Origin of the sequence: Kribbella sp. NPDC049227 (genome assembly GCF_043197265.1) — a bacterium.
GTDB lineage: Bacteria > Actinomycetota > Actinomycetes > Propionibacteriales > Kribbellaceae > Kribbella.
This window is the reverse complement of the sequence record NZ_JBICST010000003.1, coordinates 911047-926147: the sequence shown is the minus strand read 5'-3', so window position 1 is coordinate 926147 and position 15101 is coordinate 911047. Positions and strand designations below refer to the sequence as shown.

18 protein-coding genes are annotated in these 15101 nt (G+C 69.1%); 8 read left to right on the top strand and 10 right to left on the bottom strand.

Annotation, left to right across the window (positions count from 1 at the left end; genetic code table 11):
- Positions 1–20: 20 nt before the first annotated feature.
- Positions 21–1217 (bottom strand): class I SAM-dependent RNA methyltransferase, encoded by a 1197-nt coding sequence (locus ACGFH6_RS16625; RefSeq protein WP_393384483.1) that lies wholly within the window; start codon positions 1215–1217, stop codon positions 21–23.
- A complete protein-coding gene (locus ACGFH6_RS16620) occupies positions 1214–3241 on the bottom strand; it encodes an APC family permease (protein ID WP_393384481.1) in 2028 nt (675 codons plus the stop codon). The genes ACGFH6_RS16625 and ACGFH6_RS16620 overlap by 4 nt, the downstream gene beginning before the upstream one ends.
- Before the next feature lie 120 nt (positions 3242–3361).
- Here ACGFH6_RS16620 and ACGFH6_RS16615 point away from each other — a divergent pair, with 120 nt between their 5' ends.
- On the top strand, positions 3362–4024 hold the full coding sequence (locus ACGFH6_RS16615) for a potassium channel family protein (RefSeq protein ID WP_393384479.1): 663 nt from the start codon (positions 3362–3364) through the stop codon (positions 4022–4024).
- A complete protein-coding gene (locus ACGFH6_RS16610; protein ID WP_131352281.1) occupies positions 4024–4698 on the top strand; it encodes a TrkA family potassium uptake protein in 675 nt (224 codons plus the stop codon). Before ACGFH6_RS16615 ends, ACGFH6_RS16610 begins: the two co-directional genes overlap by 1 nt.
- A gap of 6 nt (positions 4699–4704) precedes the next feature.
- Here the strand turns inward: ACGFH6_RS16610 and ACGFH6_RS16605 are convergent, their stop codons facing one another.
- The 4 genes from ACGFH6_RS16605 to dut form a co-directional block, all read right to left on the bottom strand.
- On the bottom strand, positions 4705–5535 hold the full coding sequence (locus ACGFH6_RS16605) for a DUF3159 domain-containing protein (RefSeq protein ID WP_393384477.1): 831 nt from the start codon (positions 5533–5535) through the stop codon (positions 4705–4707).
- The gene (locus ACGFH6_RS16600) at positions 5528–5917 is read right to left on the bottom strand and encodes an OB-fold nucleic acid binding domain-containing protein (protein WP_360439694.1); all 390 of its coding nucleotides are present in this window, start codon (positions 5915–5917) and stop codon (positions 5528–5530) included. Before ACGFH6_RS16600 ends, ACGFH6_RS16605 begins: the two co-directional genes overlap by 8 nt.
- A gap of 18 nt (positions 5918–5935) precedes the next feature.
- Positions 5936–6574 (bottom strand): DUF3710 domain-containing protein, encoded by a 639-nt coding sequence (locus ACGFH6_RS16595; RefSeq protein ID WP_393384474.1) that lies wholly within the window; start codon positions 6572–6574, stop codon positions 5936–5938.
- Positions 6575–6651: 77 nt separating this feature from the next.
- Entirely contained in the window at positions 6652–7104 is a 453-nt protein-coding gene (gene dut / locus ACGFH6_RS16590) for a dUTP diphosphatase (RefSeq protein WP_131352273.1), read from the bottom strand.
- Positions 7105–7156: 52 nt separating this feature from the next.
- Between dut and ACGFH6_RS16585 the strand changes: the two genes are divergently transcribed.
- Together ACGFH6_RS16585 and ACGFH6_RS16580 are read left to right on the top strand one after the other, a co-directional pair.
- On the top strand, positions 7157–7612 hold the full coding sequence (locus ACGFH6_RS16585; RefSeq protein WP_393384472.1) for a DUF3093 domain-containing protein: 456 nt from the start codon (positions 7157–7159) through the stop codon (positions 7610–7612).
- Positions 7613–7643: 31 nt separating this feature from the next.
- On the top strand, positions 7644–7967 hold the full coding sequence (locus ACGFH6_RS16580; RefSeq protein WP_393384470.1) for a DUF4235 domain-containing protein: 324 nt from the start codon (positions 7644–7646) through the stop codon (positions 7965–7967).
- A gap of 77 nt (positions 7968–8044) precedes the next feature.
- Here ACGFH6_RS16580 and ACGFH6_RS16575 read toward each other — a convergent pair whose 3' ends face one another.
- From ACGFH6_RS16575 to ACGFH6_RS16565, 3 genes are all read right to left on the bottom strand, one after another.
- Positions 8045–8344, bottom strand: coding sequence for a DUF4193 domain-containing protein (locus tag ACGFH6_RS16575; protein ID WP_130379292.1), 300 nt, complete (start codon positions 8342–8344; stop codon positions 8045–8047).
- 296 nt (positions 8345–8640) lie between these two features.
- Positions 8641–9441, bottom strand: a complete 801-nt coding sequence (locus ACGFH6_RS16570) for an inositol monophosphatase family protein (RefSeq protein ID WP_393384468.1) — start codon at positions 9439–9441, stop codon at positions 8641–8643.
- Positions 9438–10517, bottom strand: a complete 1080-nt coding sequence (locus tag ACGFH6_RS16565) for a ferrochelatase (protein ID WP_393384466.1) — start codon at positions 10515–10517, stop codon at positions 9438–9440. The genes ACGFH6_RS16570 and ACGFH6_RS16565 overlap by 4 nt, the downstream gene beginning before the upstream one ends.
- A 48-nt stretch (positions 10518–10565) precedes the next feature.
- On the opposite strand from ACGFH6_RS16565, the gene ACGFH6_RS16560 reads away from it, so the two are divergent.
- Positions 10566–11765, top strand: a complete 1200-nt coding sequence (locus ACGFH6_RS16560; RefSeq protein ID WP_393384465.1) for an MFS transporter — start codon at positions 10566–10568, stop codon at positions 11763–11765.
- A 39-nt stretch (positions 11766–11804) separates the two neighbouring features.
- On the top strand, positions 11805–12533 hold the full coding sequence (locus ACGFH6_RS16555) for a MerR family transcriptional regulator (protein WP_393384464.1): 729 nt from the start codon (positions 11805–11807) through the stop codon (positions 12531–12533).
- Here the strand turns inward: ACGFH6_RS16555 and ACGFH6_RS16550 are convergent.
- A complete protein-coding gene (locus ACGFH6_RS16550; protein WP_393384463.1) occupies positions 12516–13133 on the bottom strand; it encodes a trimeric intracellular cation channel family protein in 618 nt (205 codons plus the stop codon). The genes ACGFH6_RS16555 and ACGFH6_RS16550 overlap by 18 nt on opposite strands.
- A 56-nt stretch (positions 13134–13189) precedes the next feature.
- Between ACGFH6_RS16550 and ACGFH6_RS16545 the strand changes: the two genes are divergently transcribed.
- Both ACGFH6_RS16545 and fdhD read left to right on the top strand, forming a co-directional pair.
- Positions 13190–14173: a phosphotransferase family protein gene (locus ACGFH6_RS16545; protein WP_393384461.1), complete on the top strand. Its 984-nt coding sequence runs from the start codon at positions 13190–13192 to the stop codon at positions 14171–14173.
- A gap of 21 nt (positions 14174–14194) precedes the next feature.
- Positions 14195–15022 (top strand): formate dehydrogenase accessory sulfurtransferase FdhD, encoded by an 828-nt coding sequence (fdhD, locus tag ACGFH6_RS16540; RefSeq protein ID WP_393384460.1) that lies wholly within the window; start codon positions 14195–14197, stop codon positions 15020–15022.
- Positions 15023–15101: the final 79 nt, after the last annotated feature.

The following is a 15101-nucleotide window of genomic DNA, read 5'->3' as shown; positions in this document are numbered from 1 at the left end:
GGGGATCCAGGGCCAGAACGCTACCCGAGCCCTCCGGACACCACCACTTCACTGTCCACAGGCTCGAGGATGGCGACGCACTCGATGTGGTGGGTCATGCCGAACAGGTCGAACGCCCGCAGCGACGCGATCCCGTACCCGAGCTTCCCGAACGTCTTCAGATCCCGCGCCAGCGCCGCCGGGTCACACGCCACGTACGCCACCCGTCGCGGTGCCAGCGCCGCGATCCGGCGTACGACGTCCTTCCCGGCACCCGTCCGCGGTGGGTCGAGCACGACCAGGTCCACGTGTTCGAGCCCCTGCCCGGCGGCCGTGTTCAGCACGCGGTCGACGTCACCGGTCTCCAGCGTGACCCCCGGCAGGTCGTGCAGGTTCCGCCGCGCGTTGCGCACCGCGTCCTTGTCACCTTCGATCGCCAGTACGGAGCACCCCGCCTCGGCCAGGAACGCCGCGAACAGTCCGACCCCGGAGTACAGATCCAGCGCGGTCTCCCCCGCCGCAGGCTCCAGCCCACTCAGTACGGCGTCCACCAGCGTCTCCGGAGCGGCCGGATGCACCTGCCAGAACCCACCGGCCTCCACCCGGAACCGCCGGTCGCGCACCACCTCGACGACCCGTCCGCCGGGCTCCTCGCCCGTCAGTACGGCGGTCTTGCCCTCCGACGACACGACAGCCTGCACGGACGACTCGCCCGGCCACCGCTGCCCGAGTACGTCGGGCGTGTCCGGGTGAGCGATCAGGCACCGCTCGATCGGGATCAGGTCGTGCGAGCGATGCGCGTACATGCCTGGTCGTCCGTCGACCACGGCGTACCGCATCCGGGTGCGCCAGCCGAGGCCGTCGTCGCCCGGCGACTCCATCACCACCGTGCGCTCGATGCCACCGATCCGCCGGAGCGTGTCCGACACGACCGTGGCCTTCAGTCGCCGCTGCTCGACGATGTTGGCGTGCTGGAAGTCACACCCACCGCACAGCCCCGGTCCGGCGTACGGGCAGGGCGCCTCGATCCGCTGCGGTGACGGTGTCAGTACCTGTACGGCGTCAGCCCGCAGGTACTTCGCGGTCTGCTCGGTGACGCGGGCATGGACCAGCTCACCCGGCAACGCGTGCCGGACGAAGACCACCTGCCCCTCGTGCCGGGCCACACAGTGTCCCCCGTGCGCTACTGGTCCTACTTCCAGCTCGACTACCGTCCCGACGATGTCCTCGTCCGTCACCGATCTCCTGACGCCTTGCGGGCCCCACGCCGTACCTGGCCGGCCACCCGTTCCACCCGGTCCTGCCGTTCCTCGGCCACCTGCGAAGAGATCAGCTGGTAAGGAACGGACGTAACCATCACACCAGGTGTGAACAAGAGCCGCCCCTTGAGCCGCAGTGCGCTCTGGTTGTGCAGGATGTGCTCCCACCAGTGCCCGACCACGTATTCGGGGATGTAAACCATCACCACATCGCGCGGAGACTGCCGCCGGATGTCGCGCACGTACTGCAGGATCGGCCGGGTGATCTCCCGGTACGGCGAGGCGAGGCGCTTCAGCGGAATGGGGATGCCCCGGGCGTCCCATTCGGCCTGCAGGGCCTCCGACTCGTCCCGGTCGACGTCGACCGTGACCGCCTCGAGCATGTACGGCCGGGCCGCCTTGGCGAACGCCAGCGCCCGCAGGGTCGGCTTGTGCAGCTTCGACACCAGCACGATCGAATGCACCCGGGACGGCAGCATCAGCGGCTCGTCTCCCTCGACCGCCATCTGCTCGCTGACCCGGCTGTAGTGCCGGCGGATGCCCTTCATCAGCAAGAACAGCACCACCATCGCGATGATCGCGATGTAGGCGCCGTGGGTGAACTTGGTGATCAGCACGATGATCAGCACGATCCCGGTCAGGGTCAGGCCGATCGCGTTGATCACCCGGGACCGGATCATCTGCCGGCGTTTGGCCGGGTCGGTCTCGGTCTTCAGGTGCCGGGTCCAGTGCCGGATCATGCCGAACTGGCTGAGCGTGAAGCTCACGAACACGCCGACGATGTACAGCTGGATCAGCTTGGTGACCTGGGCGTCGAACGCGATGATCAGCCCGATCGCGCACAGGGCCAGCAGGATGATGCCGTTGCTGTAGGCCAGCCGGTCGCCGCGGGTGTGCAGCTGACGCGGCAGGTAGCCGTCCCGGGCCAGGATCGAGGCGAGCACCGGGAAGCCGTTGAACGCGGTGTTCGCGGCCAGCACCAGGATCAGCATGGTCGCGCCGATCACCAGGTAGAAGCCCGGCGTGAAGTTCGAGAAGACCGAGTCGCTGATCTGACCGATCACGGTCTTCTGGGTGTAGCTGTCGCCGACCGGCTCCCCGTTGCGATACAGCTGCGTGGCCGGATCCTCGGCGAACCTCAGCTTGATCTTGTTGGCCAGGAACAGGATGCTCATCAGCATCGTGACGGCGATCGTGCCGAGCAGCAGCAGCGTGGTGGCGGCGTTCTTGCTCTTCGGCTTGCGGAACGCCGGGACGCCGTTGCTGATCGCCTCGACACCAGTCAGCGCGGCACACCCGGACGAGAACGCCCGGGCCAGGAGGAAGACCGCGGCCAGTCCGGTGAAGAGCTCGTGCCCCGGCTCGGACCGGACCTCGAAGCCCGCACTCTCGGCCATCGGGAGGTTGCCCGCGCTCAGCCGGATCAGGCCCCAGATCGCCATCCCAATGATCGACACCATGAAGATGTACGTCGGGATCGCGAAGATCGCACCCGACTCGCGGACGCCGCGCAGGTTCATCGCGGTCAGCAGGAGGACAAGACCGACCGCCAGTGGCACTTCATGGCCGGCCAGGAACGGCAGCGCGGACTTCGCGTTCTGGACGCCGGACGAGATCGACACCGCCACCGTCATCACGTAGTCGACCATCAGCGCGCTGGCCACGGTCAGCCCGGCCGACGGCCCGATGTTCACCGTGGCGACCTCGTAGTCACCGCCACCGGACGGGTAGGCGTGCACGTTCTGCCGGTACGACGCGACCACGACGAGCATCACGAACGCGACCAGCAGGCCGATCTTCCAGGAATAGCTGTACGCCGCCAGCCCGGCGATCGACAGGGTCAGGAAGATCTCGTCCGGGGCATAGGCGACCGACGACAGCGCGTCGCTGGCGAACACGGGAAGGGCGATGCGCTTGGGCAGCAGGGTCTCGCCCAACTGCGTGCTGCGCAGTTTGCGTCCGAGCAGCAGCCGTTTACCGATATCGCCGAGAGCGGGGGTCACACCGGTGATGTTAGAGGGAAGCGCGGTCCGTGATGTCAGAGGGAGCCCCGGTCCGGTGTAGCGTCTATCCCTGCCGAGTCCGACCCAGCGGCCCCAGGTGGGGCAGGGAGTGATCACCGAGTGCACGTCGTCATCATGGGCTGCGGCCGCGTCGGGTCGACGCTCGCGAGAGGCCTGGAGAAGCGGGGCCACACGGTCGCGATCATCGACCAGTCGGCCGACGCCTTCCGCCGGCTGAGCCCGAACTTCACCGGCCGGACCATCGTCGGGATGGGCTTCGACCGGGAGATCCTGATCGAGGCCGGGATCGAGGACGCGGAGGCTTTCGCCGCGGTCTCGAACGGCGACAACTCGAACATCCTGGCGGCGCGGGTGGCCCGGGAGACGTTCGGGATCAGCAACGTGGTGGCCCGGATCTACGACCCCGGCCGCGCCGAGGTGTACCAGCGGCTCGGCATCCCGACCGTCGGCACCGTGCGCTGGACCGTCGACCAGATGATGCGCCGGCTGCTGCCCGAGGGGTCCGAGCCGGAGTGGCGCGACCCGTCCGGGACGGTCCGGCTGGCCGAGGTCCATGTGGACTCCGAGTGGGTCGGCCGGCTCGCGTTCGACATCGAGAAGGCCACCGGCGCCCGGGTCGCGTTCCTGACCCGGCTCGGCGAAGGCGTGCTGCCCAAGGCCGACACGGTCATCCAGGAGGGTGACCTGGTGCACGTCGTGATGCTGGAACGGGACGTCGCCGCGATCGAGTCCCAACTCGGCACCAAGCCTGAGGAGCTGTGATGCGGGTAGCCATCGCCGGAGCCGGGAACGTCGGTCGCTCGATCGCCGCCGAGCTGCTGGAGAACGGCCACGAGGTGCTGCTGATCGACAAGGACCCGCGGGCGATCAAGGCCGAGTCGGTGCCGCAGGCCGAATGGCTGCTCGCCGACGCCTGCGAGCTCTCCTCGCTGGAGGAGGCAGCGCTGCAGCGGTGCCAGGTGGCAATCGCCAGCACCGGCGACGACAAGGTCAACCTGGTCGTCTCACTGCTCGCCAAGACCGAGTTCGGCGTCCCCCGGACCGTTGCCCGGGTCAACCATCCGCGGAACGAGTGGATGTTCAACGAGGCCTGGGGTGTCGACGTCTCGGTGTCGACGCCGCGGATCATGTCCGCGCTGGTCGAAGAGGCGGTCTCGGTCGGTGACCTGGTCCGGCTGTTCACCTTCCGCCAGGGCGACGCGAACCTGGTCGAGCTGACCCTGCCCGAGGACTCCCCCATGATCGGTCAGCGCGTCGGCGACATCGACTGGCCGCTGGACACCGCGCTGGTGGTGATCCTGCGCGAGGGCCGGGTCCTGCGCCCGGACCCGGAAGGCACGCTGGAGCTGAACGACGAGCTCCTGTTCGTCGCGGCCGACGAGACCGAGGAGCAGCTCGAGGACATCCTCTCGCCGCACCACCGCAAGAGCGAGTAGGACCTTCTACTTCTTGTTGCCCCGGAGCAGGTGGGTGACGTGGTCGCGCGCCTCGTCCCACTTGTCCGGCGGCAGCGATCCGCGCAGTACGGCGTACGCCATCCACAGGGCCAGGGCGTAGAACGGAAGGCCGAGGCCGACCTTCGCGATGCCCAGCGCGTTCAGGTAGCCGGCCAGGTACAGCGGGACCTGGACGATCAGGCGAATCGCGAACAGGCCGACGAACACCAGCGTCGCCCGCGAGAACCCCTTGAGCATCGCCGGGTCCTTGCGCCACGCCGTACCGGTCTGGGTGATCACGCCGTACAGGACGCCGAACAGGGGCCAGCGGATCAGCACGGTGATCAGGTACAGAGCGCCGTACCCGAGGTTCGTGAGCAGGCCGGGGACGTAGACGTCCTTCGCGTCGCCGGTGCGGTTCGCGACCCAGGCGGAGATGAGGACGCCGACGAAGCCGCCGAAGACGTTGCGCAGCGGCTGCTTGCGGATCAGGCGGAGTACGGCGACGAGAGCGCCCGAGCCGACCGCGACGATCAGCGCGAGCCGCAGGTTGTGGTCGGTCGCGCCGTAGACGATCAGGAACGCGATCCAGGGCAAGCCGATGTCGAGCAGTGCACCCCAGCCACCGAGCGCGTGGAAGAAGTCCTTGTCGGTGGTCTGGGCCGGCTTCGCGGGCTCCTCGGCCGGCTGCTCCGGCTCCGGAGCGGGCTGCTGGTCCGCGGTGAGTTCGTGCTCGGCGGCGTCGAGCTCAGGGCGCAGGATCTCGACCAGCTTCTCCTCGAGGTTCTCCTCGACCTGGTCCCGGCGCGACTGTGACCCTGACTGCGGCTCAGCCATGCGCGGCCGTCGGACGGAGTTCGTAGCGCGGGTTGAACATCACCCGGTCACCGTCCACGACCCCGATCCGCCCGGAGGCGATCAGTTCCGAGCCGGGGTGGATCCCGGCGATCTTGCGCCGCCCGAGCCAGATCAGCTTGACCGTGCCGGTGCCGTCGTACAACTCGCCCTCCAGTGCCGGTACGCCGCCGCGTGGGCTGAACGTGATGGTGCGCAGCGTGCCGTACAGCGTGACCAGTTCGCGGTCGTGGCAGCCGGTGATGGACCGGGCACCGCAGTCCTGCGCGAAGTCCTGGAGAACCTCGGCGTCCTGCTGGTCCCGGTCACCGGCCAGCCCCCGGAAGGCACGCCGAAACAATCCCTCGGGTTTGTCGCTACCCATGATTCGAGTGTAGTCCGTTCAGCCCTGTTCCTCGTCCGCGGGCTGAGCGCCCGGCGGGAGCCGCAACGGCAGCGATTCGCGGACGGCCATCGGCTCGCTCCCGCGGACCACGACGACGTTGCGCAGTGCCTCCTCCATCGCCGACGCGGCGTCCGGTTCGACCGCGGCGCGGCCGAGCACGGTGGCCCGCAGCAGCCAGCGCGGGCCGTCCACACCGAGCACCCGCGAGGTCTGGCTGAAGATCTGGCCTTCCGGGTCCTCGACCGGCACGACCAGCACCAGTTCGGTGCCGAACGATCCCTCGGACTCGGTCGCCGTACCGCCCATCCGGCTGGCCTCGGCGGCGATCTCCCGCCGTACCTCGGACCAGATGCCGCTCGTCTTCGGTGCCGCGAACGCGCGCAGTTCCAGCGCGGAGTCCTCCAGCACCAGCAGTACCGCCTGCACCTGGCCGCTCTGCTCGTCGACCTGCAGCCGCAGTTCCATCCCGGGCATGCCGGTGACCACCAGCGCGCCCAGGTCGATGCGGTCCTCCGCCTCGAGCACCTCGGGGTCGACCTCGGTGGAGTCGAACGGCCCGACGGCCGGTTCCTCCGGCGCGGCGTCCTGCTCGGTCGTCTCGGGGTCTTCGTTCTTGGCCTTGCGGCGGAAGATCACTGTTCTCTGCTTCCCTGGTTCGTCTTGGTACAGCCGCCGTAGTTTCGCGCATCCGTCACGTCAACGGGCGCACCTGATCAGCGTGTCACATCACCGAAACCGCCGGTCGAGCCGTACCCCCCGTCACCGCGGGCGGAACCCGGCAGCGACGTCACCTCGACGAACCGCGCCTTCTCCACCTGCTGGATGACCAGCTGCGCGATCCGGTCGCCGCGCCGCAGCGTCACTTCCGCGTGCGGGTCGAGGTTGATCAGGCACACCTTGATCTCGCCCCGGTACCCCGCGTCCACGGTGCCCGGAGCGTTGACGATCGAAACGCCGTGCTTGGCCGCCAGCCCGGACCGCGGGTGCACGAAGGCGGCATACCCGTCCTGCAGCGCGATCGCGATGCCGGTGCCGACCAGACCGCGCTCGCCAGGCTTCAGAGTGATGTCGCCGGCCGCCACCAGGTCCGCGCCGGCGTCCCCCGGATGCGCGTACGACGGAACCGGCAGGTCAGGGTCGAGTCGCTGGATCAGTACCTCGGTCACGAGAGCAGACCCTATCGACGCCACTGGACCGCCCACATGCCAGGCTGGTGGTGTGCCTCTTTATCGCGAACGCCTGAGCGTGCCGGTGTCCTGGTGGATCATCGCCGTCGCCCTGGTCGTCACGCTCTTCGCCATCGTGACCGTGCCGGTCGGCACGTTCGCCGGCACCCTCGTCGGTGGTATCGCCGCGCTCGTCCTGGTCCTCTGGTTCGTCCAGTACGGCGCCGCGCGGGTCGAGGTCGACGATGAGCGACTGCAGGCCGGGCGAGCCATGATCGGACGGGCGTACCTGGGCAAGGTCGAGTCGCTCACGGGCGACGACGCGCGGCACGCGTTCGGACGGGACTGCGATCCGAGGGCCTACCTGCTGCTGCGCAGCTACGTGCGGGGCGCGGTCCGGGTCGAGATCACCGATCCGCGCGACCCGGCGCCGTACTGGGTGATCGCCACGCGGCACCCGGACCGGTTGGCAGCGGCGCTGACGGGGCACAGCGTGGCAAGATCCTGATTGTCGGGGACTTGCGGTTAGGGAGGCTGCTGTGGTCGGAGCGAAGATCGGCTGGAAGCTGGTGCAGGCCGCGTTCACCATCGTGGTGGGCCTGCTCGCGAACAAGGCGGTGACCACGGCCTGGAAGCTCGGCTCGGGCGGGAAGCCGCCGAAGCACGGCGAGGGCGGGTACGTCGAGGTCGTCAGCTGGGCGGTGGCGAGTGGGGCCGCGGCGGCGGCCGCGAAGCTGTTCGCGGAGCGGCGGGCGGCGTCGTACTGGCTGAAGTCGACCGGGTACGCACCGCCGGGCTACGAGCAGGACGCGAAGGCGCCCGGTGGCCTGGTCAAGAGCGTCGAGAAGCAGCTGGACAAGTAGGTCGCACAACAGCGGGACCGTTCCCAGGCGTCTGGGAACGGTCCCGCTGTGGGTCAAGCAGAAGAAGGGCGCTGGTGTCAGGCTGCGCAGTCGCGGCAGATCAGCTGCCCGTTCTTCGTCTCCGCGAGCTGACTGCGGTGGTGAACCAGGAAGCAGCTCGAACAGGTGAACTCGTCGGCCTGGCGCGGGAGCACCCGCACCGCCAGCTCTTCGTGGCTCAGGTCGGCACCGGGCAGCTCGAAGCTCTCCGCGGCCTCGGCCTCGTCCTCGTCGACCTTGCCGGAGTTCTTGTCGTGACGGCGAGTCTTCAGTTCCTCGATCGACTCTTCGGATGCGTCCTCGTCCGTCTTGCGCGGGGCGTCGTAATCAGTCGCCATGGTGTTTCCCTGCCCTCTTCATACCCGTGGTGTTGCCTGCTGAGCCCTTGAACGGGTAAAGCGGCCGAGAAATTCCGCGCCGAAGCACCGCGCTGAATCTTCGTCCCCCGAAACCCTTGACAGTCAGGCCGGGACCGGCAACTACCGTTCCCGAGGACGGGATTGTGCCCTATGAAGGGCCCTTCGCGCGCGTCGGGGTCCATGTATTGACCCGCGTGTCTCCACAAATGTCAGGACCGAACACCGAATTGCTCGTTAGTGCGCACTCTTGCGCAGAAACGCGCACTCAGCGACATCTACGCGCGCAGGGGGTTCGCTTCGGCCAGCAGATCGTGGAACGGGCCGAAAAGCGCCGGACTCGTCGCGATCGACATCTCCGGTGACACCGGGGCGCCATGCAGGCCGCCGATGGTCCCGCCCGCCTCAGCCGCGATCAGCGCACCCGCTCCGTAGTCCCATGGATTCAGTCCGCGTTCGTACACCGCGTCCAGCCGGCCACAGGCGACATAGCAGAGGTCGAGCGCGCCGACCCCGATCCGGCGGATGTCGCGGACCTTGGTGATCAGATGCTGGACGACCTCGGCCTGCACCTGGCGGCGGTCGGCGTCGTACCCGAAGCCGGTCCCGACCAGGGCGGTACTCAGGTCGGTGCAGCCCGAGACCCGGATCGGCTTCCCGTCCGCGAACGCGCCACCGCCCCTCGTGGCGGTGAACACCTCACCCTTCGGTGCGTCGACGACGACCCCGGCGACCGTCGTCCCGTCGTACTCGACCGCGATCGAGACGGCGTACGTCGGGAGGTCGTACAGGTAGTTGACCGTGCCGTCGATCGGGTCGACGACCCAGCGCACGCCGCTCGAACCGGCGACGTCGTCGCCCTCCTCGCCGAGGAACGAGTCGTCCGGCCGGGCCTGCAGGATCCGCGCCCGGATCAGCTCCTCGGATTCGCGGTCCACGGCGGTGACGACATCGGTGACCGTGCTCTTGGTGTCGGCGACGGTGATGGTGCCGCGGCGGCGTTCGACGATCAACCGCGCCGCTTCCTCCGCCACCTCCACCGCGAGCTTGAGGAGGTCTTGGGGGTTCTCGGTCGTCATACGGCTTCCTTGGCAGTTGGTCGGCGCAGGGGTGGGCAGCAGTCGTGGCGGCAGTCGTCCCAGGCCGGGCCGAGCCTGCCGACGCAGGGTCTGGCCGGCTCCTCGCCGCGTTCGGCCGCGGCGCGCTCGACGACCAGGTCGCGCAGCATCGAGACGAACTGCGGGTCGGTGCCGGGGGTCGCGGCCCGGGCCATCGGCAGCCCCAGCTTCTCGGCGGTCTCGGCGGCCTCGGTGTCGAGGTCGTAGATGACCTCCATGTGGTCGCTGACGAACCCGATCGGTACGACGGCCACGCCCGGCACACCCTCGGCCGCGAGGGCCTCCAGGTGGTCGTTCGCGTCCGGCTCGAGCCACGGCACCTGCGGCGGCCCGGAGCGCGAGCAGTAGACCAGGTCGGTCCGCCGGGTCTGGCCGGTGCGGCGCTCGAGCTCGGCGGTGATCTCCGCGGCCACGTCCAGGTGCCAGTCGACGTACCCGTTGCCGTCCGGTCCGCTGGTCGCATTCATCGCGGTCGGGATCGAGTGAGTCACATAGGCGATCGCGGAGCCCTTGGGGAGCTTGCTCAGCGCCTCGGCAGTCGACTCGACGAACGATCCGACGAAGCCGGGGTGGTTCGCGTAGTGCCGGAGCTTGTCGATCTGTGGCGCGTCCGGGATTTGCTTGGCCGCGTCCTCCAGGTTCTCGCGGTACTGCCGGCAGCCGGAGTACGACGGGTAGGCGGACGTGACGATCACCACCGCCCGGCGGATCCCGTCAGCGGCCATCTGCCGCATCGTGTCGGTCAGGTACGGTGCCCAGTTGCGGTTGCCCCAGTAGATCGGCAGATCCAGGCCGATCTCGTCGAACGACGCCCGCAGCGCCTCGAGCAGTGCCCGGTTCTGGTCGTTGATCGGGCTCTTCCCGCCGAACGCGTAGTAGTGCTCGCCGACCTCCTTCAGCCGCTCGTCCGGGATGCCCCGGCCGCGGGTCACGTTCTGCAGGAACGGCAGCACGTCCTCGGGCTTCTCGGGACCTCCGAAGGACAGCAGCAGGACGGCGTCGTACGGAACAGCAGCAGGCGACTGGGGCAACGGCATATTCCGAGTTTCTCAGACCGCCAGCAGCTAGGGTGTTGCCGGTCTCTCATGCTCAAGCCTTATGTCCATCTCATGCGCCGTCCCGGTGCCAGTGCGTTCTTCACCGCCGGGATCCTCGGGCGTATGCCGATCTCGATGATCGGGCTGGGCATCGTCATCCTGATCGCGCAGGAGAGCGGCTCGTACGGCCTGGCCGGGGCGGTGTCCGGCGTCGCGGTCATCGCCGGTGCGCTGACCGGTCCGATCCAGGGCCGGCTGGTCGACCGCTTCGGGCAGCGGACGCTGCTGATCGTCGGCTCCGTGCTGTGCACGATCGGGCTGGCGGCTCTGCTGGTCGCGGTCCGTGCCGACGCGGCTACCTGGGTGCTCTACCTGCTGTCGTTCGTTGCCGGTGGCACCCGTCCGCAGGTCGGGTCGTTCGTCCGCGCGCGGTGGACCCACCTGCTCGGCCGGGGACGAGCGCTGCAGACCGCGTTCGCGCTGGAGGCGGTCGGCGACGAGGTCGTCTTCATCGTCGGCCCCGTGCTGGTCACCATGCTCGCCACCCAGGTCAGTCCGTACGCCGCTCTGGCCGCGGCCGGAGTACTGGGACTGGCCGGCGGCATCTGGCTGGCGTCGCTGCGTGCCTCCGACCCGCCCGGCCGCGGCAAGGCCGACGGTGCTGAGCAGGCGCCACTCCCCTGGCTCTCGCTGATGCTGCTCAGCCTGATCGGTCTCGGACTGGGCGCGACTCTCGGTGGCGTCGAGGTGGTCACGATCGCGTTCACCACCGAGAAGGGTCAGGCCGAACTGTCCGGCGTCGTACTGGCCGTGTGGGCGTTCGGCAGCCTGCTGGCCGGTCTCTGGTACGGCTCGGTCCACTGGCGCGCTCCGGTCGAGCGGCGGCTGCTGTTCGGCGCGGTCCTGCTCGCCGTCAGCCTGGCGCCGCTCCCCTGGGTCGACAGTGTGCTGCTCGTCGGTGTGGTGCTGTTCTTCTGCGGCTTCACCATCGCGCCCACGATGGTCGCCCTCACGGCTTGCGTCGAGGAGTGGGTCCCGCCCCAGCGCCTCACCGAGGCGATCACCTGGACCGTCACCGGCATCCTCCTCGGCGTAGCTCCGGGCAACGCCGCCTCCGGCCACGCAGTAGACGTCTGGGGCCCCTCCACCGCCTACTGGGTCCCCTTCGCCATCGGCATCACCTGCGCCCTGGTTGCTGCCCTCGCCACCACCTTCGCGCGCCCCAAGACCCGCTTCGCCCACAACTAGGCTTGCACCTCCCGTAACGGGAGGTGTGAAGGTGTGGGTATGGAGCACTCGATCGGTGGGCTAGCCCGACTGGGTGGCGTGACGGTGAAGGCCGTGCGCCACTACTCCGAGTTGGGTTTGCTGAGGTCGCACCGGACCGCTGCCGGTCACCGCCGGTACGACGCGGACGCTGTGGCGCGGCTCGACCTCATCCGGACGCTGCGGTCACTTGGCATCGATCTGCCGACGGTGCGGGCGGTGCTGGAGCGCGAGCGGACGCTGGCCGACGTACTCACCGCGCATGCCGCGGCCGTCGCGCTCCAGATCCGCACACTGCGGCTCCAGCACGCGGTGCTGTCGGTGGCCGCGCATCGTCACTCGACTCCGGAGGAGCTTGAACTCATGCATGAACTGACTGCCCAGTCGGAGGAGGAACGGCGTGCCCTGATCGCCGACTTCCTGACCTCGACTCTCGGCGACGACCAGGACTTCGCGGCGATCCGGCAGAACCTGACGCCGGTGCTCCCCGACGACGCCGACGTGGGGCAGGTCGAGGCTTGGCTGGAGCTTGCCGCGCTCGTCCAGGACGACGACTTCCGGGCAGCGGTACGACGGCTGGCCTCGGGCTACCGGGCGATCGCGACGGACGCCCCGCTGCGGCACGATCCGGAGTTTCGTGACCGGCTGATCGCGCTACGTCGTACCGAGGCAGGTCCGCAGTGGGACCGCTACCTGGAGCTGCTCGCCGTCGTCAACGGATGGACGCCGCCGTCACGGATTGCGGGGTAGCGGCGCGTTCCAGCCGCGGCGGATGGCGAGCAACCGGATCCCGAAGCAGGCCACCGCGGCGACGATCGGCACCCACGTAGCGTCGTAGTCGAGGGCGGCCGCGACGACGACGATGCCGGCGCCGAGGAACGCCGGGGTGGCGTAGATCTCCGACCGCAGTACGACGGGAACGCGGCCACTGAGCAGGTCCCGGATCACGCCGCCGCCGATCCCGGAGATCATGCCGAGCAGCGCGGCCGACAGTGGCGACAGACCGTGCTCGATCGCCTTCTGCGCACCGGTCACACAGAACAACGCGAGGCCGGCGGCGTCGAAGATGTTCACCAGCCGCTCGACCCGCCCGATGCCGGGATGCAGGAAGAACGTGATCAACCCCGCGAAGACCGGGACGACCAGATAGCGCCAGTCCTGCAGCGCGGCCGGTGGGGTGTCGCCGATCAGCACGTCCCGGAGGAAGCCGCCGCCCAGCCCGGTGACCATCGCAAGCACCAGGATGCCGAACACGTCCAGCTTCTTGCGTACGCCGACCAGCGCGCCGGTGATCCCGAACACGAAGATGCCGACCAGGTCCGGCACATGCAAGGCCAAGGATCCACTCACAGGCGGCACGCTAAACCACAGGCGACGGGTCGCCGCGCACTCTATGGTCTTGGGGCATGAGCGGAGCACCCGATGTCGACTACACCGCAACCTCGCTGCGACCGGATTGGAACACGCTCCCGGACTCCCTCCGCGAGGCCGTGACCGTTGCCCTGGGCAGCGAGATTGCCGAGGCGGGACGCTCCGTCGGCTCGGGCTTCACCGGCGGCTTCGCCGCGCCGCTCCGGCTGGCTGACGGGCGCCGCGTCTTCGTCAAGGCATCCGCCGACACGATGCACTCCTACCGCGCCTACCAACGCGAGGCCGAGGTCGTGCCGCGGTTGCCGGTGGCGATCAGGGTCCCGGCGATCGTCACCACCGCGCACTCGGCCGAAGGGGACAGCAAGTGGTTCGCCGTCGTGTCGGAGTGGGTCGATGCGCGGATGCCTGGCGTGCCGTGGTCCGCGGCGGACTTCGACGTGGTGACTGCGACCTGCGAGACGATCTCGGACGCGATGGATCCCAGCCCGCTCGACGGACTGAAGAGTTTCCTGAGTGATCTCGAGGAGGGCGCACCGCTGCGGACGCCGGACCGGATCATCGCGGGCGAACTGCCGATGCCTGCCGGTCTCCAGCCCTGGGCGCCAAGAATCCTGCCTGAGCTGGTCGACCTGATTCGGCTCGCGCCGGAAGCGTTCGCCGGGAACACGGCGACTCACAGCGACCTGCGACCCGACAACCTGCTGATCGACCGCGACGGCCTCTGCTGGATCGTGGACTGGAACTGGCTTGCGCTCGGACCTCGCTGGATGGACTGGATCGGCCTGCTCCCGGGTGCGCAGCACCACGGCATCGACACCCTCACCGCGGTCCACCGGAGCCCGCTGACGGCCGACGTACCGGGTGACCATCTCGACTCCTACATCGCGGCGGTCGCGGCGTACATGATGAAGAACATCGACCTGCCGCCACCGCCCGGCTGTACACCGGCGCTGCGGGAGCACCAGCGGTACTACGCCTGGACCTTCCTCGACTGGCTGGCCGCACGGCGCGGGTGGTGAGGCGCGGCCTACCGTGGAGGTATGAACAAAGGTCCGACCACCAGGTTCAAGGTCGAGGTGCTGGACGGCGACCGGACGTCGCGGCGTGAGGACGTCGTCACCACCGAGGAGCCGCTCGAGCTGCGGCTGGAGTGGCCCGGCCGTCCCGCCGAGCCGCTCGTCGTGACGATGCGCACGCCGGGCTCGGACTTCGAACTGGCCGCCGGGTTCTGCCTCGGCGAGGGCTTCGCGGTCCGCCCGGACGCGATCCGGACCGTTGCCTACTGCACCGATGTGAAGCTGACCCCCGAGCAGCAGTTCAACACCGTCACGGTCACGTTCGACGGCCCGCCGGACCGCGAACCACCCCAGCGGTACGGCGTCACCTCGGCGGCCTGCGGCGTCTGCGGCCAGCAGAGCCTCGACGAACTGGCCGAACGGGACTACGACCCGGTCGACCCCGTGGAGGCCCCGCTGGACGTCGTACGACGCCTGCCCGACCTGCTCCGGGAAGCCCAACCGACCTTCAGCCGCACCGGCGGGCTGCACGCGGCCGGCCTGTACACCACCGACGGCCGCAAGATCGTGGTCAAGGAAGACGTCGGCCGCCACAACGCCGTCGACAAGGTCGTCGGCTGGACCGTCCTCAACCACCACAGCCGGAAGGGCCTCGTCCTCGTCGTCAGCGGCCGCGCCGGCTACGAAATCATCCAGAAAGCAGTGGCAGCAGGCATCGGCATGATCGTCGCCGTAGGCGCCCCCTCCAGCCTCGCCGTCGACCTCGCCCGCCGCTCCAACATCACCCTCGCCGGCTTCACCCGCGGCACCCGCTGCGTGGCCTACAGCGCCCCGGAGCGCATCCTGCGCTGAAGGGCCTGAGGGGTCGAGGCCCGGATCTAAGGGGGCATGCCCAATGTGCGGCCCAGCCCGGCGCCGGAGGGTGGAACCA